Genomic DNA, 24,588 nt, shown 5'->3' with positions numbered 1-24,588 from the left:
TGCGGTGATGAGCGGCGGGATCGCCGTGTGGCCGTCAGGCGGCGGCTTGGCGGTCTTCCGCCGCAGCCGGTCGGTCGACCAGTGCGGTAGATAGACCGATACGACCCTGCGCATCGCATCCCTCCACGATCCATCGGCGCGGGTTGCCCCCGCGCACACGCTCCAAGGCGACCTCCCAGCGTGGTCGTCCAAGGCTCGGAATGCCGAGCGGCACACTCGGCGCTGCCGCCACCCGCCACCGCGTCACAGCGGCCGTCCCGTCGGCTACAACCTCGGGTTTCGACGCGCGTCGAAATACGAAGGCGGTGACGCCCGACGTTTCTGCCGCGAGCTGGAGCCGCTTGGATGCGGTCGTCGTGTATTTCGTGATCTCACCGACGACACCGGCGAGCCCTGGGTGGCGCAGACATTCCTCCATCGCGAGCAGGACATTTGCGTCGCTGCCCGCCTCGACGTGGATTACCCGGTCGGGATGAAGCCCAGCGAGGTGCAGCGCCGGCGCGAACAGGTCTCGCCAGCGCAGGCACCAGAAGACCGGGCCTTCCATTCGCGCGAGAATGCCGGCGAGGAAGATCGTGGCGCTCGCATCGTCGGCCAGTTCGGGACTTCCTGCCACCTCGTGCAGCGCGCCGGTCGCCAATCCGCCGCCGGGAAGCTTCCGATCGAGTGCATCCACCCCAAACGGCATGGTTGCGCGATGCGTCGGCGACCCCTCGACCTCGGCGATACGGGCGCGCAATTCAGCGAGGACAGTGGCATGGTGCATGGCATCGAACAGACTCAGGGACGATTGATTCGTTCCTTTTTTGTTCTCTATGCGATGCCACTGTCAATCCGACGGCAGTCCCCAAAAGATCAACGAAGAGCGTCCGCACGGCGGAATCCGGCTACTTCGCGGGCTGAAAATTATTTTCGGGGGCTTTGCAGCGAGCAGCCCGATAGGTCATCGCGCTGATGATGACCGATCGATATGACCTTGAGCGATACGTTGCTGCTCAGGAGAACGACTACCGCGCCGCGCTGGCGGAAATCGGCCGCGGTGCTAAGCGCTCTCACTGGATGTGGTACATCTTCCCGCAACTGGCTGGACTCGGCAGCAGCGCGATGTCGCGTCGGTACGCGATCCACTCGCTCGACGAGGCGCACGCTTACCTTGCTCATCCGGCTCTTGGCCCACGGCTTCGAGAGTGCGTCTCCGCTCTCCAGGATCTCACCGGCACCACGGCCGAGGAAGTGTTCGGCGCGATCGACGCGACGAAGCTGCGCTCGTCGCTGACCCTGTTTCTCGAGGCGGGGGGCGAACCGCTATTCCGTGCCGCGCTCGATCGCTGGTTTAGCGGGCAATTGGACGAAGCTACGCTCGATCGCTTGTATCGACGGCGGGCGCTGACCGCCGACTAGTTATCCGGTGGGACACCAGATTGGCTTGGGCTTTCCACGTCGCCACCAGCGGGCGACGTCCTGCGAGACTAGCAGCGTCGCGACATCGGCTCCGTTAAGGCGAAGCCTCGCCACCGTCCGACCATAGCTGATACCCACGCGCTCGATCGAAACGTAGCGGTTGTCTAGCAGCGCCCGCGCAATCCGGGTCGAACGCGCGCCGCGAACGATCTCTGCGCGGCAGTGCGCCTGACCGGCCCGGGTTTCAGGTGCGTCGATGTCAGCGATCCGGACGCGTTCGCCGCTTTCGAGCCGCACGGTGTCGCCATCCGTCACCCAGACGACGCGGCCGGTTAACGGCGGCGCCCCCAGCGCCGCTCCAGCCGTCGATCCCATCACCAGCAGAGGCGAGAGCCATGACCACCGCCTCATCAGCTAGCGGTGACGCAGCTCACGCGGCGCCACTGCGCCGCAGCTGGGCGATATGCTCGGCGCAAACCACTTCGACGACCTGGCCCAGCGCTTCCACCCGCTCGCCGAGCCAGGCGAGTTCGCTCTCATCGATCCGGTAATGCTTAGAATAGCGCGCCTTGACGTAGGCTTCCTTGAGCTTCTCGAAGCGCGCGCGATCGGCTTTGGTCTCGCGAGGCCACACCTCGATCAGCCGCGGGTCGATCCGCTCAGCTTGGGTGCGTAGGAAACCGAGATTGTGAACGTGAGGCGTGTAGAAGGTGCAAACTAGTAAGGCGCAATGGTAGAAGCGCTCGGTTGCCTGATGCAGTAAAAAGGCCGCATCTTTTAGACGACCTTCGCTTAAACTGAACTGAGCGGTTCGCAACATCCCCCGTGCAGCAGGTAGCCACTCGTCCAGATACTCCTGCGCAAGTGCGAGCGCCTGGTCGGGCGTCTTGGGCTGCGGCGCGGCGAGTTCGCTTGGTTCGGACTCGTAGAGCACGATGCCGTCGCGCGCGATGTCGATGAAAAAATAGCGCCCGTCGATCAGCGCGTCGTTCACTTCCTGCAGCGTGTGGACGATGAAATTGACCGGGGTCTTGAGCGTCTTCGTGATCGCCAGCTCGCGGTTCAAGCGGTCCTCGGCGGTCGACCAGAAGCCGGCGCGGTCGGTGAGCTTCGCGTGATTGACGATGACGAGCAGGTCGAAGTCCGACTGGTAGCCCTTGGCTGTGTGCGGCTCGTCGACCCAGTCGCCCCGAGCATACGAGCCGTAGAGAATGACCTTGAGGATGCGCGCCTGTTTCTTCCAGGCCGACGTCGCAATCGCAGTCGCATCGGCGAATTCGGCGAACAGCAGCGCGACGACGCGCTCGAGTTCGCGCTGCTTCGCCGCCGGAAGGTGATCGGTCCCCGTTCTCATTGTGTTCGCAGTCTGGCATCGTGCTTCGTCCGGAGCAAGCCGGGAAGGTGGCTGCTGCAGTCTGTCGTGATGGCGGCGCGCTTTCCGTAGGGTGCGGTGTATCCGTCGTTGGAGAGAGGGTTCGAGCATGTCCAGAGACGAGGAGATCGTGGAGGGTGCGAAGCTCGGAGGGCGCTTCGACATCGGCGAGGCAAGGTCCGTTCTCGGCGAACTGTCGATCCGCGGAACGGAAACGATGCTCTACCTGCACGATGCCGACTTTTTCCACGTCGAAGACGAGCATGCTGAGTGCATCCGAGGTACCCTTCACGACCGAACCAAGGTTACGGTGCTCGCGAGTGCGGTGCGTTCGAGCCTCGGATCGGCGACACGCTACGACGAGAGTTTTAGCTTCGCAGAGCTGATGCCGGCCTACATCGTTTCGGGGAACCGCCACCTCTCGGCAGAAGTCGCGGAGATCACGAAGGTCACCTTCCACATCGACGACGCTGAGCAGGTTTTCTACGACTTCGACGCGATGGGCCACGTCATTGACCCGCGACCGCTGATCGAGGCGGTGGTGGCCGCCAACGAGCGCCACATCGACCGGAAAATACCCACTGGTCCGTCGCCGGACATCGCTTACTTCGCTGGACGGACCGAGCTGGCCGACGTCGAGACCGCCATAGGCCGAGTCAGGGTCTTCCATCGGCCCATACCCTCCCACCCGCTCTCGACGCGCGAAGTCGGAATGCGCAATCGAACGCTGGTCGAGATTTGCTTCGTCGAGCCCAGACTTTTGGCCGGGACGCTCGACGCCGTCCTGAGCCTGCTCCGCTTCCTCGGAATGCTCGCTGGGCGGCCCCAGAACATCGACGGCATCTGGCTCGACACCATCGGCGACGACCGCGCGCCACCGCTCGATCTTTACTGGACCCATCCGCCCCGCCGCCCCGTCGCTTGGGAAGAGCGCAGTCCGCATCCTTCAGAGATACTGATCCCGGTCGTCGACGAGCCGGAGCAGTTCGGCACCGTGCTAAGCCGTTGGTTAGCGAACGACCCTGTGCGCCTCGAGGCGCGAGTCCGCTTCGCGAGCGGCTTTGAGCAGCAACGCAGTTTCTCCATCGACCGGCTCGTCGGCGCGGCCAACATGTTCGACATACTGCCCGATGATGGGTTTTCCACGGTGGCGCCGCTCGCCGCGGATCTGCTGAAGGCGAAGGCCTTGGCGCGCGGGGCGTTTCGCGCGTTGCCGAACTCGCCGGAGCGGAGCAGCGTCCTCAACGCGCTTGGACGACTTGGCCGACCGACGCTCCGCAGCAAGGTGCACGACCGCGCGGCGCTCGTGTCCGGAGCGCTGAGGGAGCCGCTGGTGGACCTCGACCTTGTCACGGACGAGGCGGTCAAGTGTCGAAACTATTATGTGCACGGGAGCCCGGGCAGCTTCAGCTACGCCGAAAACGGCGACGTCGTGTCGTTTCTCACCAGTGCGCTCGAGTTCTTCTTTGCCGCTTCCGACCTGATCGACGCGGATTGGGACATCGCCGCATGGCGCAACCGGGGGAGCGTGTTGGCCCACCCGTTCAATCGGGTCCTGCACGACTGGGACATCTACGCCGCTCACATCCGCGCGCTGCGGGAGGGGCTCCCGAAAAAGGCCGAAGACGAGGCGAGGGCGACGGTTGCCGTTTGCTGTGCTTGAGCGGGTGCGAAACCTCGCGCCGGTTCGCAGGCGAAATGGTGGCGGTCTCAGGGTCAGCCACCGGTTTCCAACCGTCGGCCAAGCTACCCCCCTAGGTCGTTCCTTGGCCGGTCAGTCCCGGCGTCGCCGCACGACCGTGATAACCGTCGCTACCGCGCTCAGCAGACCCGCCACTGCGGCCAGGAATGTCGTCAGTTCGCTCAGTATTTGCATCGACCGCACCTTCCTCAGTCGCGGGTATCGCGCGCTTGAGCGGATCGTGGCAGGGTGCATTATCCTGCATCTTTTCGGGGAGGATCAGGTCGATCATGTGGCTCGGCTCGAGATCGGGCGTGAAGTGGAACCTTGATATCTCGCGCCAGCTACTGGCCGTTCCAATCGCGTCCCACACCCACGCTTCCGGATTCCAAAGGAGCACAAGCAGCCAGTCCCAATCGTCCCAACCATCGAGCTTCGGACCGATCTCGGTGCAGACGACATTCAAGGCGTGCGTCATATGCAGCACTGGCCTCGACTGGAGATAGGCGCGGCGGACCAGATCCTTGACCTTTTGCGAGCTGTCGGCCGCCTTTCCGGTCGAGTTCAGCCCGAACCGCTTAGCCCAGCGATCCACATCATTTGTGATAGTCTGACGAGGCGAGCGCGTGTTGCGTGCCCACAATTCCGGACGGCAAGGCTCGAACTTCGCGCCCGGGTGGATGACAAACGCTTCGTCGCGCCGGCCTGCGCGGGTTAGCCGCGCCGAGTCTTCCAGCACCGCGAAGAAGCCATTGATCATCTGCGTACCGATCAAGCTGTACGCCGTGCTCCTTCGTCGCAGCCGCCGCAGCCCCCGATCGAGCGTGCCTTCGAAGTCGCGCTTGGCGGGCGGCTTGAAGTTCGGATCGGCGAATTTCTCGCGAACATAGCGCAGACCGCGGGCCTGGCGCCCGTTCCAGACGACATAGTTCCAAAGTGCCGCCGTGAATGGCGCTCCGAGCCCGACAAGTTGCCCCGCACCGCGCTCGGGATAGGCCATCGCGCCCAAGAACACGCGCGCGGCATCGAACGCATTTTCGGGAAATTGGATCTCGGGTTCGAAGTCGAGGCCGGCAGGTCCCGTCATCTCATTGCTCCGAATTGTGCGGCCCGATGTTTGAATCGAAATAAGTAAGCCGCTGATCAAAGGCGTTGCCGCGCAGTGCGCCGCTTAGGTCGGCCTCCAGGGGCACTTCCAGTGCACGGACGCGTTCATTCGAAGCGGCTGTCGCCCTCGCGGTCGCGTTCGTCCCAATAGATGATGCTCTGCTGAAGTCGCTCCTCGGCTTCCCGCGCCCAGCTGCGAACGCGTCGGTCGAAATGGGTCTTCAACGCTCCCACCATCGGCAGGCGACGGACGAAGCGTGACGAGAAGGACCCTGTACTCACGCCGTTGAAGAAACGGTCCTCGAAAGTTCGCAGGACCGGCACCGGATCGGGCGCGAGATCGATCAGCAGGCGCGCAAGGTCAGACCAGCCGAGTATGCCGTCCGCGGCCTGACTGGTGTAGGGAATCAGGCTAGCGAGCTGAACGCTGCGCGGCTGGGGCTCCTCGGCGACCCAGTTTCGCACGACCTCGGCGTCGAGCACCGGGCGGCCCTGCTCGGGCTGATTGTCGCGATCGCCGAGAATTCCCCCGAACAGCGCATCAACCAGACCGCGCCGACCACGGCGTTTGTCGATGTCGGCGAGGATTTCGTCTAGAACGACGCGCGGATGCTCAGCGAGCAAGGTGCGGCCGAGTTCGGTGAAATCCTCGTCCATCCAGTCGGAACCGCGCAGCTCGCGCAATGCCCGTGCGATTGCAACCGCGGTCGCGGCACCCTGCTCGGTCTTGAAAACGAGTTTTGCGAGCACGGCCAGCTCGCGGTCCCCGCGCCGGCGGGACTGGCGGTAGACGCGCTTGTCGTGGAGCAGCAGACGCGCGACCTCAGTTAGCTCGGGTGCGAGTTCGCGCTTTTTCTGCTTGTCGCCATAGATGCGCATGTGAAGGATCTGGAGCGCGGGCAGTGCCCCTTCGGGATGCGCCATTAACCTGCGCAGGAGCCGCGCCAGATCCTCCCCCGAGATCGTATCGGTGGCGCCCCCGAACATGAGTGCTCCCAAGTGTTCGGGACTAGCGCCACCGTCGAGCGCGCCGATGAAGCGTTCGACGTCGCGTGCATCCAGTGGCCGCGCCGAGTGGAAATAGACGATCTGTGGGCGCAGCTCGGGGTCGATGGCGGCGGCGTCGAGTACGCCATCGCTCCAGGGACGATCGCGCTTGCCGCCGGCGCGCACGATGCCGATCAGCAAACCGGGATCTCGGGTTTTGGCCGGCAGCTCCACATAGAGACGATAGGCCCGGTCCCACAGCGCGCGCAGATCGGGTACCGCGTGCGCAAGCCCCTCGCCGAACGCCATCACGCTGCTCTCGCTGGTGATTGAAAGAGCGCGCGCCAGATAGTCGTCGAGAGGGACGCCGCTGCGCACCAGCGACACGCCGACCCGGCGTGCCAGTCGCTGGACGTTGCGCGTATAATGATTTTCGCGCGCGCGCGGATGCCAATGCCGCCACGGTTCGCCGAGCACGAAGGCGTCGAAGAGTTCATTGATTCCATGTGGGCGGAGCTCGCGCTCGAGCGAGCGCAATCCCTCGTCGTTCACGCCTTCGCCAAAGTGGAGGGTTTCGCTGACCTGACGCCAGCCCGCATCCCAATAACCGGTCGGGCGCACACGCCGCATCGAAGCGACGGCGAGATCTCCCATGCCGGCCGAGACATGCGCACGAAGCTGTTCAGCGACGATCTGGCGCGCGCGCTCCGCGAGGGGATCGTCCGAACTAGCGATGCGCTCGATCCTCGCCGAGGCTTCCTCGTACCAATGGCGATAGTCTTCACCACGCGGTCGCCATTCGTCCTGGCGAGGCTGCGAGCCGAATGACGGATCGAACGACGAGGTGATGTGCCAGGCATCGAGCATGTGATCGAGCGCTTCGAGCGCGAGGGAGCGCTGCTCGGAATCGCCCTCATCGAGCAATTGATCGACGACATCCAATCGTGCGCGCGTGCGAGCATGCGTCCAGGACAACGCTGGCCAGAAGCGCTGAAGAAAATAGTCGCGCAGGTTGCGTTGCTCAGCTCCGTTGGTCTCGCCGAGCACCAGCGGTACGAGGCTACGCATCGCGCGGGGGAATAGTGTTTCGTCGTAGGCGAGATGCACCAGCAGCTCGGCAAAATCGTCTCGGTCGCGGTGAGAAGCCGTAAGAGCCGACCTGTCGTCGCCGGCAAGGGTTCGCTCGATGAGTTCGAGCGCCGCCAGGGGTGCTGCGGGTGCCAGGCCGAAGAAAGCGCGCCGCTGTTCGTCGCGCCATGTACGCGGATCGTCGAGCCATTGGCCCGGCGCGAGCAGCCGGGCGGCGATCGCTTGCGCGCGCGGAACACGATCCAGCCGCCCCAGCCTGCGCGCGAACGACGCGAACAGCCGTTCAGGACCGGACGCGAACGTAACAAGCAGATGATCGGCGTCACTCACGGCCAAGGTCGCAGCGGCTAGCTGGTCGGCGATCAGATCCGGCTTCACCGCTCGCTGGACACCGCGCTGTTGGGCAATGCCCCAGCTAAGCATTGTCTCGACATGGCGATAAAAGGTCTGCGGCGGCATGCCTGCGACCGCGGCGAGCACCGGATGCTCGACGGGCACGTCGGAGGGATCGGCATGAAAGGCGTAGACCAAAGCCGCGGCATCGGCCGCCCGGCGCGCTTCGGGGTCGCCGCCGCGCTCGGCCTGGAACAACCTGTCGAGCAGCTCCGTGTCGCTGATCTTCGACAAGTCGATACCCTTGTCCGCGCCACGCGCGATCGCGAGCGCAACGCGGGCATTGCCTTCGGAGAAGCGCGCAAGGTGCTCGATCTCGGCCTCGCGCAACGAGGGTACGCGCTGCTTCAGCAAGGCTCGCAGAAGATCTTCACTGTTGGCGCCGAGCCGCACGACCAGGCTGTCGCTCGGTTCTTCCTCGCCCACGTCATAATCGATGGTAAGCAGGCTGACCCGACTCTCGCCACGCCGGACGATCTCGGACAGCTGGGCGTGCGCACGCGCAGTGCAATTATCGACGATGAGCACCGCCTGCGTGGCCGCCAGCACCAATTGCTCAGCGACAAGCGGCGCGCCGGTGGCAAGTTCAAGGCCGGCATCAGCATACACCGCGAGCGATGGCGATAGCGCGGGCCCGCCTGGCACACGCGGGTCGAACAAGGCCTCGGCGAGCCTGGTCTTTCCCATCCCCGAGATACCGACAAGGCGCACGCAGCTTCCGCCGGTCGCCAACGCGCCGCGGATCGCACCAATCGCGCTACGGATATCGCCTTCATCTCCGGCAACGGTCGCACGCACGCTCTCGTCAAGCAGGTAAGGCGCACCGGCGCTGGCCTCGGCCGACCAAGCGCCATACGGGCGCCAGCCGCGCAAAGGACGGCCTGCCGATTGGAGCAGCCACAAGGCCACGCCAGGATGTTGGTTGACCCAGCGAGCGATTCGATCGGGACCGATGAAATCGAGCGTCACGCGCTCACCGCCAGGCAGATCGGCGAGGGCATCCTTCATACGTGCAAGGCGCTCAGTCTGGCCTTTGGTGCCGACATCGTCGGTGGTGAAAAGCACATAGGCACCGCGATCGTTCGCGAGTTCGGTGAAGATCGGTCGCAGCACGCCTTTGGGCCGCATTTCGTCGGCCACCTGGGCGGGGCGCAACACCTGCGCCTTGCACTGAAAGACAATGTCGCGCGCCGGCAACCAGCCGCCAGGCTCGGGTCCGTCCCGCCAGCGCAGCAGCGCATCGACGCCGCCATCGGCTGCGGTCTGGTTACCGCCCAGATCGATGCCCGACAGCGCAATGCCACGTGCCGAAGCCTCGGCCTCGAGCAGCTTGCCGAGCAACGTGCGCAGCTGTTCGTCGCCAAGGCCAGCGACGAGCGCTTTGGGAACTTCGAACGGGCCAATACTAACGCCTTCACGACGAGCGGTTTCCCCGATCTGTCCAGCGACCAATTCGCGCGGTAGTGCAAAGCCTTGGAACCGCTCGAATAATGGCGCGAGTGCCGTCGCTACCGCCGAGGGCAGATCGCCTTCGAGCGCCCCCAACGTAAGCTCGACGTCGATCTCGGCGCTGTCGCTTAACGCCAGCGCGTCGGCGGGGACTGCGCCGCGCAAGCGCGGGTCTGCCCACGCGTGAAGCGTCCGGCCGGCAAGCCCGCGCCAAGCACCGCGCAGACGGACCACGGCGTCCCGGTCGGCACCGGCGAAGCGCGCCAGCGAGGCGGCCTGGCGCAGCAGGCTTGTGAGCTGGTGGATCGGCAGACTTAGATCGAAGACCAGTCCGGGGCTAAGCGAGCCGGGAGCATCCTCGCGATAGCCCTGGCGGACAAAGCCGCGCCCAGCGGGGTCGAGCCGCCAAAAGTCGCCGATAGTGACATCGCTTGCGTCACCGGCCCAATATTCGAGTGCGCCCTCGACGACGCGCAGCTTGCCACCGCCGGCCGCGAACGGTTGCCAAACCGTATGACGGGGCTCGGCTTCCAACCAGTCGCGCAGCGCCTTGGCGGGACTTGGTGTGATACCGGGCAGCTCGAAGACGAACTCGAAACTTCCGCGCAGCGCCCGGGCGGGGTGCTCGGGCGGCAGACCGGCAACCAGCGAGTCCCAGCGGCCCCGCGATACGCGGATGAAACCTGACAGAGCGTCGCTCGCATCGGCCTGCGCGAACAGGCCCAATGCCCCGAGAATCGCAACGATACGCTCGAAGCGCAGGCGGATGTCGCCCTGCTCGAAGGCATTGACAGTAGGTACGCTGACCCCCGCGAGCGACGCGAGCGCGCGCTGTGAAAGGCCCTCCGCTTTGCGCCGTCGGATCGCCTCGTCCACGGTCGCGCGCCAATCGATGCTCAGCCCGGTCATGCGAGGATTTTCGTCGCCAGCCGCGTCACAAGATCGCGATAGCGCAAGCGGAAGTCAGTGGGCTCGATCCGCTCGGGAAGCGCCGGCGTCTTCGCTTTGGCGAAGCGCTGGCCCAACTGATCGAGTGCGCGCCGCACAGCTGCTGGCGGCAGGCCGATTTCAGCGCCGAAGGCCTCCACGATGCCGCGATCAAGCGTGTCGATCGGCCGCTTTCGCCCGCCGATTTCAAGACCGGTTTCGGGATCAAAATCGTAAAGCAACGTGCTGACCAAGTCGTAGGCCGGGCTTAGCCGCAGCCCTTCAGGCCGCTCGAGCAAAGAGAAATTCTTCAGATGCGCGTCGGCATTGCCAATCACAAAATTGAACACGACGAGACGAAAGAAGCGATCGAGGTCAATTCGGGCGCGCGCCGAATGCGCAGCCACGACGCCGGCAGCCTCTTCGTAGCTGCCATTGTACTTGCCATTGAAATCGCGGCCGTGCGGTCGGCCGAGGATTTGCGCAAAATCCTCGAGCCTGAGCTGGTTTTCGCCGACGCGGTCGAAACGCTCGACGAGCAACGCGATGCCATCGATGCCGGCGACAGCCCCGATCGACGCTTCCGTGATTTCTGCTGACCCGAGCACCTCCCGCGCGAGGCCGAGCGATAGGGCCTCGTTCTGAACGAGAGTCGGCCGGTCGATCGCGTTGAGTTTGGCGATGTGCGTCGCAGGGTCAGCCAATTGATGCGACGGCACGAAACCGCCGCTATCAGCGCGATGCGCGAGCAGCTTTCTCTGTACGCCAGACAGTGTGCGGCCGGGAGTGGTAACTGCCGCCTCGAGGGCATCTCCATCGGTGCCAGGCTCGGGCAATCCGCCTGGCGGTCGGACCCCAACCGCACCGATGCAGTCGGCGCCGAAGCGTAGCAGCAGACCCAAGTCATCCTGGTCGGACGCGCGCGCGGCGCGTGCCTGACGCGCACGTAGCCAGCCCTCGGGAGCCAGATGCTCAAAAAATGGGAATAGCCCGGTTGGCCAGTAGTGATCACGTTTGCTGACAGGCAGACTGCACGCGATGGTCTCGTTCCAGCCGTCATGATATTCAAAGCGCGTGCCAGCCCCCACTTCGCGGAGCGTCCCCGCGAACTGGCGCTTGTAGGTCACATGGGCTACGCGCTCGGCGATCTCACACCTCGTTCAATATAATCGTCAACCTGAAGATAGTATCGCCCTTTTGTTAAAGCAACATTGAACACCGATCCGGTTTTCTCGCCCCATACGCCGTACATTTGTGGCAATTCCGCGGTATCCCGGCCGTCGCCGGCGAAAAAGTGAGAGGGTGGCGCGCCCTGGCGCGGCGAAAGTTGGAGTTCGGGAGAGAAGCTCCCGGCGCTTCGCCGCGGAGCCGGTCCATGCCCATCACCTCCAAGACGCGCCGTCCGAAACCCGAGCGCCCGTGCATCTACGATGAAATCACCCAAGCGATTATCGCCGACCTCGAGGCCGGCCGTTTCCCATGGGCGCAGCCCTGGGGATCCTCGGGCGTCGCAGCGCGACTCGGGCTGCCGCGCAACGCCGCGAGCGCGCGCGCCTATTCCGGGATCAACATCCTCATCCTCTGGGGCGCGGCGGTCGCCCGCGGCTTCTCGTGCCAGAGCTGGCTCACCTTCCGCCAGGCGCTCGCCCTTGGCGGTAACGTCCGCAAGGGCGAGCGCGGCACGACGGTGGTCTATGCAGATCGCTTCGAGCCGAAGCATGACGCAGTGTCGACGCCCAACGGCGAGCCCCAGACAATCCATTTCCTCAAGCGCTTCACCGTCTTCTCGACCGATCAGTGCGAGGGCCTGCCCGAGCGCCCGGCGACCGTGCCTTCGCCGCTGCCCGAAGGATTGATCGCGCCGACGGTGCAGGCGCTGATCTCAGCCAGCGGCGCCGACCTCCGGATGGGGGGCGACCAGGCCTTTTACTCCCCCACCATCGATTTTGTGCAGGTGCCGCGGCCCGAGGCCTTCTTCCATCCGATCGACTGGCACCGAACCGCGCTCCACGAGCTCGGGCACTGGACCGGCCATAGATCGCGCCTCAATCGGGATCAGCAAGGCCGGTTCGGCACATCCGGCTACGCGCGCGAGGAACTCGTCGCCGAACTCTGCGCGGCCTTCTGCTGCGCGACGCTCGGCATCCGACCGACCGTCCGTCACGCTGATTATCTCGGCGGATGGCTCGACGTGTTGCGCGAAGACTCGCGCGCCATCGTCCGTGCGGCGTCGGCGGCCTCGAAGGCAGCCGATATCCTCCTCGGCTTCGTCCCCGACGCGATGGCGTTCGTGGCACCGGCGGGACTCCCGGCGAGAGCGCGATATGCGTCGGCGCTTGGAGAGGAAGAGGAAGGCGAGATTTTCGTGACGGGTTGAGGGTCGGGAGAGTGGCTCCCGGCACCCGTCACGAAAGGCAATGCTCGTGACCAAGACTCAAATGAAGGTTGTCCTCGGAAGCGTTCGGGACATCCCGTTCGACAAACTGGTTCCCTCCAAATCGAACGTCCGGCGCGTCAAGCCAGGCGTCTCGATCGAGGACCTTGCCGAGGACATCGCCCGCCGCGGCCTCGTGTCGGCGCTCGCGGTTCGTGCGCTGCGCGACGACGCCGGCGTCGACACCGGCAGTTTCGAGGTTCCGGCCGGCGGGCGCCGCTTCCAGGCACTGCAGCGGCTGGTCAAAGCGAAGCGCTTGGCCAGGACCGCGCCGGTGCCGTGCATCGTCAAGGACGGGGATAGCGGCATCTCGGCCGAAGATGACAGCCTTGCCGAGAACGTCCACCGCGTCGCGCTCCACCCGCTCGACCAGTTCCGCGCGTTCAAAGTGCTGGCCGACCAGGGCCAGGGCGACGAGGAGATCGCCGCCAATTGGTTCGTGACCCCGGCGGTGGTCCGCCAGCGGCTGCGCCTCGCCGCCGTCAGTCCGACGCTGCTCGACGGTTATGCCGAGGATATGCTTACCCTCGACCAGCTGATGGCGTTCACCGTGACGACCGATCACGATCGCCAACTGCAGGTGTTCGAGCGGATCCAGTCGGGCTGGAACAAGGAGCCCTATTACATCCGCAGCCTGCTGACCCAGGGCGCGATCGACGCGCGCGACCGGCGCGTTCGCTATCTCGGCATCGCCGCCTATGAGGCCGCCGGCGGAACCGTCCTGCGCGACCTCTTCACCGAAGACGGTGACGGCTGGCTCGACGACGCGCTGCTGCTCGACCGGCTCGCGCTCGAAAAACTGCAGGGCGAGGCAGCGCCGGTCGCTGCCGAGGGATGGCGCTGGGTCGAGATCGCGCTCGACTTCCCTTACGGCCACCAGACCGGACTGCGGCGGCTGATTGCGCTTGGCTCAGGCCTCGCCACCGACGAGGAAGCGCAGCGCGAAGCGTTGCAGGCCGAACTCGAGCAGCTCGAAGCGGACTATGCCGACGATCCCGACGACCTGCCCGAGGCGGTCGATCGGCGGCTGAGCGAAATCGAAGCCGCGCTCGACCGGCTCGATTCCATCCCCGCCCGCTTCGACGACGACGATCGCGCGCGCGCCGGTGTCTTCGTCAGTCTCGGCGGCGACGGACGGATGCGCGTGGAGCGCGGCTTCGTCCGACCCGAGGACGAGGAGGCAGCAGGCCCGCCCTTGGAAGCCGGTGACGGTGGCGGCGACGGCGCGGGCCGCAGCGAAGGCCAGGAGTCGCGCGGCGATCCGGGAGAAGACGACAGTTCCGAGGATGATGCGCCCAAGCCGCTTCCCGAACGACTGGTCGCCGAGCTGACCGCGCACCGGACCCTGGCGCTCCGCGATGCCGTCGCGCAGGTCCCCGAGGTCGCGCTCACCCTGCTCCTGCACAAACTCGTCCGCGACCTGTTCGGATCGGGCGTCGGTGTCGGCGGCTGCCTCGACGTTGCGGCGCGGCCCACTTACTTGCCGGTCCAGGCAGCCGACCTCAATGACAGCGCGTCGGCGCAGGCGATCGCGGCGCGGCACGCGCATTGGGGCGATCGGCTTCCGGTCGATGACGACGATGCGCTTTGGACACTGCTCGCGACGATGGCCGACGAGGAGCGCGCGGCGCTGCTCGCGCATTGCGTCGGCAGTGCGGTCAATGCGCGGTGGGAGAAGGTCGACCGCTATGGCGGCGGCAGCCTGTCGTCGCTGGGACTGGCCAACCGGATCGCACAAGCTGATCGCCTGGCGCAGGCGGTGGCGCTCGACTTGGCCGAAACTGGATGGCGTCCCACGGTCGCAAACTACCTTTCGCAAGTCACCAAGCCGCAGATCATCGCCGCGGTGCGCGAGGGCGTCGGCGAGATGGCGGCTCAGCTCATCGACCACCTTAAGAAGCCCGATATGGCCCGCGAGGCCGAACGGCTGCTGGCCGAGAGCAACTGGGTGCCCGGACCGCTCCGGACGCCCGACGCATCACCCGCCGAACCGCCACTGCCAGACTTCCTCGTCGATGCCGACGAGGATGGCTCCGCGCCGCTTGCGATCGCCGCCGAGTAAATGGGGGGCGGCGCCCGTGGTCGGGCGCCGCATCCTCCTCGAAACTGTCGAAAGGAGCCGGATCATGGCGATCCCGGACCACGCTCGCACCAATTTCGCTACCCTGCTGCGCGCCGCCGCGGCCGGCGATCTCGCACTCGTTGAGTGCCTCGACGCCGGCACGCGCGAACTGCGGTATGTGATCGCGGCGATCGGGCGCGACGACGAGGACTTTGTGATGACCCCGTTCGGTCATCTCGCCCCGGCCAACCCGTTCGGGACCTATCTCCCGCCGGCGCCCGACGGCGGCTTCGTCGAACCAGAGTGAGGGGGAGGCCGTGAGGAGTCGGCCGCGGCGGGTCGAGAGAGAGCGCCCCGGCGGCCGACCCGCTCTGCTCTCGTTCGAAAGGTCGTCCCATGTCATCGAACCACTCGGCGTGCCCAACCGCCGCCACCACGAGCGCGCGCGCCGCCGCCGTTGTCGCAGCGGCCGAACGCCTGCTCGTGCCGCTCGCCCAGGGCGTCGCGATCGAGCGCGCCGTCTTGCGCGACGCGATGACTGAAGCGTTCGGCGCCTCCGATGCCGAAGGGGCGTGGGACTGGAAACTGGCCTATGATGCCTGCGAAGTCGCGCAGGTGCTGTTTCTGCGCCGGCATGGCGCGGCGATCGCCAGGCGCGCACCCGCCATGCAGCTTGCGATGCTGAGCAAGGTCGCCAGTCTGATTCCCACCCACACGCGGCGCTCCGAGGAGAGCCAGGCGTTCCAGCAATTCTCGACCCCTCTGCCGCTCGCCTTCGTCGCCGCGCGCGCGGCGAGCCTGGGCTCGAGCGACGTCGTGCTCGAGCCGTCCGCCGGCACCGGTCTGCTGGCGATCTTCGCCGAGACCGCCGGGGCGGCGCTCGCGCTGAACGAGCTCGCTGACGGTCGCGCCGACCTGCTCGGCCTTCTGTTCGACGACACCTGCGTCACGCAACTCGACGCAGCACACATCCACGACCGTCTCGACGAACAGCTGCGCCCGAGTGTCGTCCTGATGAACCCACCCTTTTCGGTGGCGGCGCACGTCGATGGCACGATGCGCGACGCGGCCAATCGGCATATCGCCTCGGCGCTGGCGCGGCTCGCCGAGGGCGGGCGCCTCGTCGCGATCACCGGCGCCGGGTTTGCGGCCGACGACCCGGCCTGGGCCAACGCCTTCGCGCAACTGGCCGAACGCGGGCGCGTCGTCTTCTCGGCTGCGCTCCATGGGTCAGCCTATGCGCGCCACGGAACGACGGTGGCGACGCGCCTCACCGTCATCGATCGCGCAACCCCCGGCGCGGACATCTCGCCGGCGGCTCATCTGACGATGGCCGCCGATGCTGCCGCCCTGCTGGCGCTCGTCGAGGCGCATGTCCCGCCCCGCGCGGCATGCATTCCCCGGCGGTCCGGCTCATCGCGGGCAGTGGTCCGATCGACCGCGCGAAGTGGCAGCGCGCCGATCAGGCCGTTCGCACTCGCGCCGGTCGCAGCGGACGCGATTGAGCTCGAGTACGAGATCATCGAAGCCGAGCCCGACGCTGCAACCAGGATCAGCGACGCGCTCTACGAACCGTTCACGCTCCAGACCGTGCGTCTGTCAGGTGCCGCGCCACACCCGACCCCGCTCGTACAATCGGCGGCGATGGCCAGCGTGCGCGCGCCCAGGCCGTCCTACCGTCCTCACCTCCCCGCCGGTCTCGTCGTCGCCGGGCTCCTGTCAGACGCCCAGCTCGAGACGCTCGTTCTCGCCGGCGAGGCGCATTCCGCCGAACTCGCTGGCGCGTGGCAGGTCGACGAGACTTTCGCCACGATCGCGGCAGCAGCCGAGGACGCCGATGGTGCCGTCCGCTTCCGCCGCGGTTTCATGCTCGGCGACGGCACCGGCGCGGGAAAGGGTCGTCAGGTCGCCGCCGTGATCCTCGACAACTGGCTCAAGGGGCGCCGGCGCGCGCTCTGGATCTCGAAGTCTGACACACTCATCGAAGACGCCCAGCGTGATTGGGCGGCACTCGGGCAGGAGCGCCTGCTGATCCAGCCACTGTCGCGATTCCGCCAGGGCAAGCCGATCACGCTTCCGGAAGGCATCCTATTTGCGACCTATGCCACGCTACGCTCCGACGCGCGTGACGAGAAGGTTTCGCGTGTCACGCAGATCGTCGACTGGTTGGGCAGCGGTTTCGACGGAGTGATCGTGTTCGACGAGAGCCACGCCATGCAGAACGCCGCCGGTGTCCGGAGCGAGCGCGGCGATACCAAGCCGTCGCAGCAGGGCCGCGCGGGCCTCTCACTGCAGCACGCGCTGCCGCAGGCGCGGGTGCTGTACGTCTCGGCGACCGGCGCCACGACCGTTCACAACCTTGCCTATGCCCAGCGTCTCGGCCTGTGGGGCGGCGAGGACTTTCCTTTCGTCACCCGCGCCGAGTTCGTGGCCGCGATCGAAACCGGCGGCGTGGCGGCGATGGAAGTGCTGGCGCGCGACCTGCGCGCCCTCGGCCTCTATACCGCACGGTCGCTGTCCTACGACGGTATCGAATATGAAATCGTCGAGCACGCGCTGACGCCCGAGCAGACGCGCATCTACGACGCGTATGCCGGTGCGTTCCAGATCATCCATCACAACCTCGACGCCGCACTGGAAGCCGCAGGCGTCACCTCGGCAAGCGCCGAAGGATCGGCGACGCTCAACGCTCAGGCCAAGTCGGCGGCTCGCTCGGCGTTCGAAAGCTCCAAGCAGCGCTTCTTCGGCCATCTGCTGACCTCGATGAAGACGCCTACGCTGATCGCGCGGATCGACGAGGACCTGGCCGCGGGACATGCGTGCGTCGTTCAGATTGTCTCGACCGGCGAGGCGCTGATGACGCGCCGCATCGCCGCGATCCCGGCCGAAGATTGGTGCGACGTCCAGATCGACATCACCCCGCGCGAATATGTCCTCGACTATCTCGCGCACGCGTTTCCCGTGCAGCTCTACGAGCCGTTCACCGATGGCGACGGCAACCTCGCCTCGCGACCCGTCTATCAGGACGGCCATCCGCTGCTCTGCCGGGACGCGGTCGACCGTCGCGACCGGCTGATCGAACGCCTCGCCGCGCTCCCGCCGGTCGCCGGCGCGCTCGACCAGATCGTCCAGCGCTTCGGGACCGACGAGGTCGCCGAGGTGACCGGGCGAACCCGCCGCATCGTCCGCAGACGCGGCAGCACCGACATCGATCGGCTCGCGGTCGAGACCCGCCCGGCTGGCTCCAACCTGGCCGAGACCGCCGCTTTCCAGGACGACGCCAAGCGCATCCTGATCTTCTCCGAGGCAGGCGGGACTGGCCGCAGTTACCACGCCGACTTGAGCGCCAGGAACACGCGGCTGCGTGTCCATTATCTGCTCGAAGCGGGCTGGAAGGCCGATGCGGCGATCCAGGGCCTCGGGCGCACCAACCGCACACACCAGGCGCAGCCGCCGGTGTTCCGGCCGATCGCCACCAACGTGCGCGGCGAAAAGCGCTTCCTGTCGACCATCGCCAGGCGGCTCGACACGCTGGGTGCAATTACCCGCGGCCAGCGGCAGACCGGCGGGCAGGGCCTGTTCCGCGCTTCGGACAATCTCGAAAGCGATTATGCCCGCGCAGCTCTCCGCCAGCTCTACATGTTGCTGATCGCCGGCAAGGTCGAGAGTTGCTCGCTCGGGCGGTTCGAGGACGCGACCGGGCTGGCGCTCCTGACCCGCGACGGCGCGGTAAAGGAAGACCTGCCACCGATTACCCAGTTCCTGAACCGGGTCCTGGCGCTCCCGATCGCTTTGCAGAACCTGTTGTTCGACGTGTTCGACGGACTCCTGAACGCGCGGGTCGAAAACGCTGTCGCCGCTGGCACCTACGATATCGGCCTCGAGACGCTGCGCGCGGAATCGATGACGATCATCGACCGGCGCGCGGTCTACACCCATCCCGGCACAGGTGCAGAGACGTTCGCGCTCGAGATCAACCGACTCGATCGGATCGAGCCATATCCGCTTGACGACGCGCTCGATCTCGCCGGTGCGAAGAACGGACGCCTGCTGGTCAACGCCCAATCGGGGCACGCGGCCGTCCAGGTCGGTGCGGCGAGCGTGACGTTGGACGACGGAACGGTCGAGAAGCGCGTGCGGCTCGTACGGCCGACCGATCGCCGGAACATGGCGGCAAGCGCGCTAGACGGTTCGCTTTGGCAAGACGTGGATGGCGCCGCCTTCGCCGCCGCCTGGACTACCGAGGTCGCGGCCTTGCCGCCGTTCGTCGAGAGCCGCTTCTGGATCGTGACCGGGCTCTTGCTGCCGATCTGGCGGCGCCTCCCGCAGGACGGTTGCCGCGTCTATCGGCTGCAGACCGACGATGGCGCGCGCATCATCGGGCGGCGCGTCAGTGCCGACTGGGTGGCGCAGGCGCTCGGCGAGCCCGCGCCCGCAATCGCGACCGCCGATGCCTGGGAAACGGTATTCGACCGCAACGGGGTGCTGCAGCTCGAACAGGGAATGACCATCCGGCGGTCGCTCGTGATGGGCAGCCAGCGCGTCGAACTGACGGGCTTCGGCGACGCGATGGTCGAGCGGCTGAAGGCCGACGGTCTCATCACCGAAATCATCGCGTGGAAACTTCGCGCGTTCGTGCCGGTCGGGGCAGACGGCCCAGCGACGCTTGCGCGCGTCCTTGCGCACTACCCGATCGTCCGTGTAGTCGACCGTGTCGCGGCCTGACGTCATGCGGAGCGCCGCCGCCGAGCTCGCCCACCGTCTCGCGCGCAACGCCGAGGCGGCGTGCCGCCATTATCTCCCGAGCGGGCGCCGCGAAGGCCGATATTGGCTCGTGGGCGACGTCGCGGATTCGCCTGGGCGCTCGCTGTTCGTCCGGCTATCGGGTGCCGATCACGGCAAGGGCGCCGCCGGCAAATGGTCGGACGCCGCGACCGGCGAGCATGGTGACCTGCTCGATCTGATCGCTGCAAGCCGCCGCTGTACAAGCCTGCGCGAGACCCTCGCCGAAGCCCGCACGTTCCTGTCGTTGCCGCAGCCCGAGCCGGGCGACCTGACGTTGCGTGATCCCGCGCCACGGGGTTCACCCGAAGCCGCCCGACGGCTCTGGGCAATCGCAAAGCCGATCCGCGGCACCCTCGCCGAGGCGTACCTCCATGATCGGGGACTGGCCGACGTGGCCAATTACGGATCGCTGCGCTTCCATCCCCGCTGCTGGTATCGACCGAACCAGGACGACGCCCCGGGCACGCGCGAAGCATGGCCGGCGCTGGTCGCCGCGACCCGGGATCATGCCGGCACCTTGACCGGCATCCAGCGCACCTGGCTCGACCCAGCCGGCTCCGGCAAGGCGCCGATCGCCACGCCACGCCGTGCGATGGGCGACCTGCTCGGCAACGGCGTATGGTTTGGACGCCCCGATGCGGTGATGATCGCAGGCGAGGGCATCGAAACGATCCTCTCGCTCCGCCAGATCCTCCCGACGATGCCGATGGTCGCTGCCCTTTCGGCCAACCACCTCGCCGCGCTCGCGCTGTTCGCAGGGTTGCGTCGACTCTATCTGGCGCGTGACGACGATCAGGCCGGGCACGCGGCGGTGGCGACCCTGAGGTCACGAGCACACGCGATCGGGATCGAGGCGCCGACCATCGTGGCCGTCCTCGGCGACTTCAACGACGATCTGCGCCAGCTTGGCCGTGACGCACTCGCCGAGGGTGTGCGGGGCCAGCTCGCACCGGAGGACACAGCGCGTTTTCTCTGCGTGAAGGGTCGCGACCCGGGCTGACCGTCCACGACCGGCTGGAGATGATCATCGCCGTCATGCCGCCTGCCCTGGCGCGGCGCCTTCGGCCTTCCCAAGAGGGCGATCGAACCGGAACCGGTTCGGGCCAACAACGGCTGCGGCCGACTCTTTTCCGCCGTCGGCTGACGCCGCCTTTGCATCGCGAAGCAAAAGAGCCGGCCTTCGCCGTCCTCCGCTGCCGCTCCGGCCGCGCTCGAATAGCGGCGCGGTGCAAGCCCGACCCGGTCCCGCTCGTCGTCGCCCGTGAAGGCCGCGAGAGGCGCGGCCCCAGTCAGGAGGCGACGATGACGACTGATCCTACCGAACCGGCCGAGACCAGCGCGACCGGCGAACTGCTCCACGAGCTTCAGCTCTATGGCTACCGCCCCTTCCAGGACGAGCCCGATCCCCGCCCGCTCCCCGAGAGCCGTCTCGTCACCGGCGGCCTAGCCGACCTGTTCGATGCGCTGGTCGTGATGCTTCAGGACACCCGACTCGAACCCGATCTCGAAGCTGTGCTCTGGGGCCAGGTCAATCTCTTCCAGCGCGCCGCCGACCGCATCGAACGCGAACTCGACGACAACGAGCAGGCGCAACAGCGCATGCAGCGCGAGCAGGACGGTTCGGAGGTCCGCTCGGTTGAACTCGAACGCGCCATCGCCGAGGGCATCCATTGCCTGGAGCGCCGCGACGCCTTCGAGCTGATGCGCGACACAGCGAGCGATCTCTATCGCACCCATGTCGGCTCGCCATGGTTCGCCCGCCACGGGTCGCAGGTCAGCCGACGCACGATGACCGCGGCCATGATCGACAGCCGCGACTTTCTCGCCGCGCGACGCAGGGCCGAGACCGAAACCTTGCTCCCGCCTGGGCCCAAGGTGGCCTTCACCGGCGGTCTCGAGTGCAACGATGTCGATGGCATCTGGTCGGCGCTCGACCGGGTGAACGCCAAGCATCCCGGCATGGTGCTGCTCCACGGCGGATCGACCCGGGGCGCCGAGCGCATTGCCAGCTGCTGGGCCGACAATCGCAAGGTGATCCAGATCGCATTCAAGCCGGACTGGACGAAGCACCGCAAAGCCGCGCCCTTCAAGCGCAACGACGCGATGCTCGACATACTGCCGATCGGGGTCATCGTGTTTCCGGGCACCGGCATCCAGGACAATCTCGCCGACAAATCCCGCAAGCTCGGCATTCCGCTATTCGACTTCCGCAAGGGCGGCGCGTGAGCGCCGCCCCACCTGCCGACCGAGTGCCTGTGCTCCAAGCGTGCTCGTCTAGCGAAACCAGGCCCGGTCCAGCGGGTTGCGCAGTCGCGCGCGCGCCGCGCGGACCAGCCGCTGGACCCTGAGCCGATAGCTCTCGCCTTCCGTGCGCCACCCGGAAGCCGGTACGGACGCCTCGAACAACGCGCGGGCGATTTCGTGCTGAGTGGCGCCGTCATCGAGCGCATCGGCCGTCCGCAGTTCATCGATCCACCGGGCTGCACGCCCTTCACGCGGTGGTGTCGGTCGCGGTCGCAACCCCAATGCGCCGCGCACCAGCAGATCGAGCGGGGGGAGCTTCGGCCGCACCGCGGCCAGTCCTTGCAGCTCGAACCGCAGCAGGGTCGGGCCACCCAGCAATGTGCCGTCGTGGACGTCGATCCGGATCGCGTGGCCGGCGACGACGAGGCGCCAATGCTCGGCATCATCCTCATCGAACCCGATTGCGGCACTGACGGCGAGCCGTCGTATATCGAGCAGTTCCTGTGCGACGGCTGCTTCGCTCAACACGTGCGCCCGCAACACCTGGGGATCGTGTCGCGCCAGCCATATCGGCCTCGCCTCGGTGGCAGCCAGCGTCGGCGGCGCAAGTGCGACGAGTCCGAACGCGTGCGCGGCACGAGCCTGCGCGACCAACCCACTGCCGCGGGTTCTCGCCCAGCTGTGCCGATATGCCGGAGTCCGCCGCAGCCACTCCCATGCGAACATCGGCCGCTCGGCCGCCAGCAAAAATCATAATGCGCGCCGCGCCGCCAGGCAGCGTGCGGCGCGCTGGCCCTCACCATGCCGCGCCCCCCTAAACTGCTGGGCTGGAAGGTAGCGCACGGCGACCGGCGCTGCGATCTACCCTTAAGGGGCTAGTCGAGCGCCAGATCCTCGTAGCCGATCACGCCATCGCGCAGCGCCGCTGCAACCAGCTGCGTCCGTCGCGCGAGCCCATAACGGCGCCGTGCGGCGTTCAAATATTTCGTCACCGTCTCCTCGCTGAGCGAGAGCCGGCGCGCGATGCCGCGATCGGTCAGTCCGGCCGCCATCAGTGCGACACAGGCGCGCTGCCGCGGCGACAGCCGCGTCGGCCTCGTCGGTGTCGCTGCCGCGCGCAAGTGGTCGAAGATCATCCGGGCGACGAGATCCGCCGCCCACAAACTTTCCCGCGGAAGGACGGCGCCCGCACGGACCGCGAAGGAGCAGGAGGCGGCCCGGGCGCCGGGCAAGTGAAGCGGCACGGTGAAGCCTGCTCCCAGCCCATAGTGCCGGCTTTCGCTCAGCAACGCCGACTGTTCTGGTCGCAGCGCAATAAGCGTGTTCAGCGCCGACCAGCAGAAACCCGAAACTTGGGTCTGGCAGGCTTGCTGGACAGGATCGATGCGGTCGAGCCGGCGCGTAACGAACACCTTCTGCCAGCTCGCCGGATAATTGGATATCAATGCAAGCGAGCGCTGCGTGTCGGAAAGATCGCCGTGTTCTGCGAGCGCGAGATAGTCGAAGCCGAGCGCCGCGGCGGCAGCGATCAGCAGGCGTCCAGCATCGTCGGTTCCGCCGATCCCGGCCAGGCTTTGCCGTAAGCCGGCGACGACATCCGGCACCGCCGTTGACTGGCTGATTTTCGATGGAACGTCGACGGACTCACGCCGCTGCAAATGGTCGATCCAATCTCGCGCAAACTCTTCGCGAGATTTTCTGAATATATTTTGTTTATTTCCAATGAAGTGGCTATAATTTCCGCATGAAGCGGACATTGATCGTCCGTCAGGTCCATCGTCTGGGGGTGCCGCCGTGAGAAGCTGTCGCTCCCTGGCTTGAACGCAAGGGCGACAGGCGCGGCCGTCTTGATACGCGGTGGCGATCCCTGTTCGCGACGAAGACATGACGACGCTCGCCGCCGTCCCGGGAATCCTGTGCGCCTTCCAAAGCGCCGCCACGCTTGCCGAGCTTGCGCTGGTGCTGACCGATGTGTCGGCGCGGTTGCGTTTTCGCTATTTCGCGATGGTCCAGCATGTCGATTTCGGCGGGAAGGCCGCGCGCGGGTTCCGCCTGCATAACTACCCCGACCAATGGCAGGAGTTCTTCGATCGCCGCGGTTTGGGTCCGACCGATCCGGTGCATCGCGCCAGCCACACGACGCTGACCGCCTTTCGCTGGCACGATGTCGGCGCCATGATTCCGCTGAACGCGCAGGACCGCGAAGTGCTGGCGCTGGCGACCGCCCAGGGTCTGGGCGACGGAATCACCGTGCCCGCGCATGTGCCGGGGGAGCTGCTCGGCTCGACCAGCTTTGCATCGGCGGCGAACGACGACATCGACCCGCAGGCCATTCCGGTCGCCCAGCTTGCCGGCCAGTTCGCCTTTGAGTCCAGCCGGCGATTGATGGCGGTCCGCCCGTGCCACGCTAGCCAGAAGCTGACGACGCGCCAGCTCGAATGCATCATGTATGTCGGCCGCGGCAAGACCGACGGCGAGATCGCGCAGATCCTGGGCCTCAGCCACAACACCGTCGTCGAGCACCTGCGCAACGCCCGCGAGCGCTATAATGCGGCGGCCCGCTCCGTCCTGCCGGTGCGCGCGCTTTACGATGGCGCGCTCAGTTTCGCCGACGTGCTGGTGAGCTGACACCCCCATTTCTTGTTATGGGCGTGAGC

The 24,588-nt window shown here is 66.5% G+C and carries 16 protein-coding genes and 1 pseudogene; 9 read left to right on the top strand and 8 right to left on the bottom strand.

Going from position 1 to position 24,588, the window contains the following annotated elements; genetic code table 11:
* Positions 1 to 34: 34 nt before the first annotated feature.
* Complete coding sequence (locus M9980_RS01360) at positions 35 to 766, bottom strand: ImuA family protein (protein ID WP_250752570.1); 732 nt, start codon at positions 764 to 766, stop codon at positions 35 to 37.
* Positions 767 to 957: 191 nt separating this feature from the next.
* Here M9980_RS01360 and M9980_RS01355 point away from each other — a divergent pair, with 191 nt between their 5' ends.
* Positions 958 to 1,401, top strand: coding sequence for a DUF1810 domain-containing protein (locus M9980_RS01355; RefSeq protein WP_250755020.1), 444 nt, complete (start codon positions 958 to 960; stop codon positions 1,399 to 1,401).
* Here M9980_RS01355 and M9980_RS01350 read toward each other — a convergent pair whose 3' ends face one another.
* Together M9980_RS01350 and M9980_RS01345 are read right to left on the bottom strand one after the other, a co-directional pair.
* Positions 1,402 to 1,776 carry a thermonuclease family protein gene (locus tag M9980_RS01350; protein WP_250755019.1) on the bottom strand — a complete coding sequence of 125 codons (375 nt, stop codon included), beginning with the start codon at positions 1,774 to 1,776 and terminating at the stop codon, positions 1,402 to 1,404.
* A 55-nt stretch (positions 1,777 to 1,831) separates the two neighbouring features.
* On the bottom strand, positions 1,832 to 2,755 hold the full coding sequence (locus tag M9980_RS01345; protein WP_250752568.1) for a nucleotidyltransferase and HEPN domain-containing protein: 924 nt from the start codon (positions 2,753 to 2,755) through the stop codon (positions 1,832 to 1,834).
* Between the two features lie 127 nt (positions 2,756 to 2,882).
* Here M9980_RS01345 and M9980_RS01340 point away from each other — a divergent pair, with 127 nt between their 5' ends.
* Positions 2,883 to 4,436 carry an ApeA N-terminal domain 1-containing protein gene (locus M9980_RS01340; RefSeq protein ID WP_250752566.1) on the top strand — a complete coding sequence of 518 codons (1,554 nt, stop codon included), beginning with the start codon at positions 2,883 to 2,885 and terminating at the stop codon, positions 4,434 to 4,436.
* Positions 4,437 to 4,527: 91 nt separating this feature from the next.
* Here the strand turns inward: M9980_RS01340 and M9980_RS01335 are convergent, their stop codons facing one another.
* The 3 genes and pseudogenes from M9980_RS01335 to M9980_RS01325 all read right to left on the bottom strand — a co-directional run bounded on the left by M9980_RS01335 (position 4,528) and on the right by M9980_RS01325 (position 11,533).
* The gene (locus tag M9980_RS01335) at positions 4,528 to 5,541 is read right to left on the bottom strand and encodes a hypothetical protein (RefSeq protein WP_250752565.1); all 1,014 of its coding nucleotides are present in this window, start codon (positions 5,539 to 5,541) and stop codon (positions 4,528 to 4,530) included.
* A gap of 4,715 nt (positions 5,542 to 10,256) precedes the next feature.
* Positions 10,257 to 10,388, bottom strand: a pseudogene (locus tag M9980_RS14305) (helix-turn-helix domain-containing protein); the annotation flags it as partial.
* Positions 10,385 to 11,533 (bottom strand): type II toxin-antitoxin system HipA family toxin, encoded by a 1,149-nt coding sequence (locus M9980_RS01325; RefSeq protein WP_250752561.1) that lies wholly within the window; start codon positions 11,531 to 11,533, stop codon positions 10,385 to 10,387. The gene M9980_RS01325 and the pseudogene M9980_RS14305, both read right to left, overlap by 4 nt.
* 248 nt (positions 11,534 to 11,781) lie before the next feature.
* Between M9980_RS01325 and M9980_RS01320 the strand changes: the two genes are divergently transcribed.
* The 6 genes from M9980_RS01320 to M9980_RS01295 all read left to right on the top strand — a co-directional run bounded on the left by M9980_RS01320 (position 11,782) and on the right by M9980_RS01295 (position 21,913).
* On the top strand, positions 11,782 to 12,783 hold the full coding sequence (locus tag M9980_RS01320) for an ArdC family protein (RefSeq protein ID WP_250752559.1): 1,002 nt from the start codon (positions 11,782 to 11,784) through the stop codon (positions 12,781 to 12,783).
* A gap of 46 nt (positions 12,784 to 12,829) precedes the next feature.
* The gene (locus M9980_RS01315; RefSeq protein ID WP_422921375.1) at positions 12,830 to 14,902 is read left to right on the top strand and encodes a ParB/RepB/Spo0J family partition protein; all 2,073 of its coding nucleotides are present in this window, start codon (positions 12,830 to 12,832) and stop codon (positions 14,900 to 14,902) included.
* A 64-nt stretch (positions 14,903 to 14,966) separates the two neighbouring features.
* Complete coding sequence (locus M9980_RS01310; RefSeq protein ID WP_250752555.1) at positions 14,967 to 15,209, top strand: DUF6117 family protein; 243 nt, start codon at positions 14,967 to 14,969, stop codon at positions 15,207 to 15,209.
* Positions 15,210 to 15,298: 89 nt separating this feature from the next.
* Positions 15,299 to 19,627, top strand: coding sequence for a strawberry notch family protein (locus tag M9980_RS01305; RefSeq protein ID WP_250752553.1), 4,329 nt, complete (start codon positions 15,299 to 15,301; stop codon positions 19,625 to 19,627).
* Between the two features lie 4 nt (positions 19,628 to 19,631).
* Complete coding sequence (locus tag M9980_RS01300) at positions 19,632 to 20,687, top strand: DUF7146 domain-containing protein (RefSeq protein WP_250752550.1); 1,056 nt, start codon at positions 19,632 to 19,634, stop codon at positions 20,685 to 20,687.
* A gap of 302 nt (positions 20,688 to 20,989) precedes the next feature.
* Positions 20,990 to 21,913 carry a DUF2493 domain-containing protein gene (locus M9980_RS01295; protein WP_250755018.1) on the top strand — a complete coding sequence of 308 codons (924 nt, stop codon included), beginning with the start codon at positions 20,990 to 20,992 and terminating at the stop codon, positions 21,911 to 21,913.
* Positions 21,914 to 21,961: 48 nt separating this feature from the next.
* Here the strand turns inward: M9980_RS01295 and M9980_RS01290 are convergent, their stop codons facing one another.
* Complete coding sequence (locus M9980_RS01290) at positions 21,962 to 22,657, bottom strand: DNA -binding domain-containing protein (protein WP_250752547.1); 696 nt, start codon at positions 22,655 to 22,657, stop codon at positions 21,962 to 21,964.
* 149 nt (positions 22,658 to 22,806) lie between these two features.
* Positions 22,807 to 23,688: a helix-turn-helix transcriptional regulator gene (locus M9980_RS01285; RefSeq protein ID WP_250752544.1), complete on the bottom strand. Its 882-nt coding sequence runs from the start codon at positions 23,686 to 23,688 to the stop codon at positions 22,807 to 22,809.
* Positions 23,689 to 23,815: 127 nt separating this feature from the next.
* Between M9980_RS01285 and M9980_RS01280 the strand changes: the two genes are divergently transcribed.
* Entirely contained in the window at positions 23,816 to 24,559 is a 744-nt protein-coding gene (locus M9980_RS01280) for a LuxR family transcriptional regulator (protein ID WP_250752541.1), read from the top strand.
* Positions 24,560 to 24,588 lie beyond the last annotated feature (29 nt).

Origin of the sequence: Sphingomonas donggukensis (genome assembly GCF_023674425.1) — a bacterium.
Classification (GTDB): Bacteria; Pseudomonadota; Alphaproteobacteria; order Sphingomonadales; family Sphingomonadaceae; genus Sphingomonas; species Sphingomonas donggukensis.
Note: the sequence above shows the minus strand (reverse complement) of the source record. Positions and strands in the feature narration are given on the sequence as shown.

Coding starts and splice junctions, on each gene's coding strand:
- M9980_RS01295 (WP_250755018.1), top strand. CDS start 20,990: ATGACGACTGATCCTACCGAACCGGCCGAGACCAGCGCGACCGGCGAA.
- M9980_RS01355 (WP_250755020.1), top strand. CDS start 958: ATGACCGATCGATATGACCTTGAGCGATACGTTGCTGCTCAGGAGAAC.
- M9980_RS01310 (WP_250752555.1), top strand. CDS start 14,967: ATGGCGATCCCGGACCACGCTCGCACCAATTTCGCTACCCTGCTGCGC.
- M9980_RS01280 (WP_250752541.1), top strand. CDS start 23,816: ATGACGACGCTCGCCGCCGTCCCGGGAATCCTGTGCGCCTTCCAAAGC.
- M9980_RS01285 (WP_250752544.1), bottom strand. CDS start 23,688: ATGTCCGCTTCATGCGGAAATTATAGCCACTTCATTGGAAATAAACAA.
- M9980_RS01340 (WP_250752566.1), top strand. CDS start 2,883: ATGTCCAGAGACGAGGAGATCGTGGAGGGTGCGAAGCTCGGAGGGCGC.
- M9980_RS01350 (WP_250755019.1), bottom strand. CDS start 1,776: ATGGGATCGACGGCTGGAGCGGCGCTGGGGGCGCCGCCGTTAACCGGC.
- M9980_RS01360 (WP_250752570.1), bottom strand. CDS start 766: ATGCACCATGCCACTGTCCTCGCTGAATTGCGCGCCCGTATCGCCGAG.
- M9980_RS01305 (WP_250752553.1), top strand. CDS start 15,299: ATGTCATCGAACCACTCGGCGTGCCCAACCGCCGCCACCACGAGCGCG.
- M9980_RS01320 (WP_250752559.1), top strand. CDS start 11,782: ATGCCCATCACCTCCAAGACGCGCCGTCCGAAACCCGAGCGCCCGTGC.
- M9980_RS01335 (WP_250752565.1), bottom strand. CDS start 5,541: ATGACGGGACCTGCCGGCCTCGACTTCGAACCCGAGATCCAATTTCCC.
- M9980_RS01345 (WP_250752568.1), bottom strand. CDS start 2,755: ATGAGAACGGGGACCGATCACCTTCCGGCGGCGAAGCAGCGCGAACTC.
- M9980_RS01300 (WP_250752550.1), top strand. CDS start 19,632: ATGCGGAGCGCCGCCGCCGAGCTCGCCCACCGTCTCGCGCGCAACGCC.
- M9980_RS01290 (WP_250752547.1), bottom strand. CDS start 22,657: ATGTTCGCATGGGAGTGGCTGCGGCGGACTCCGGCATATCGGCACAGC.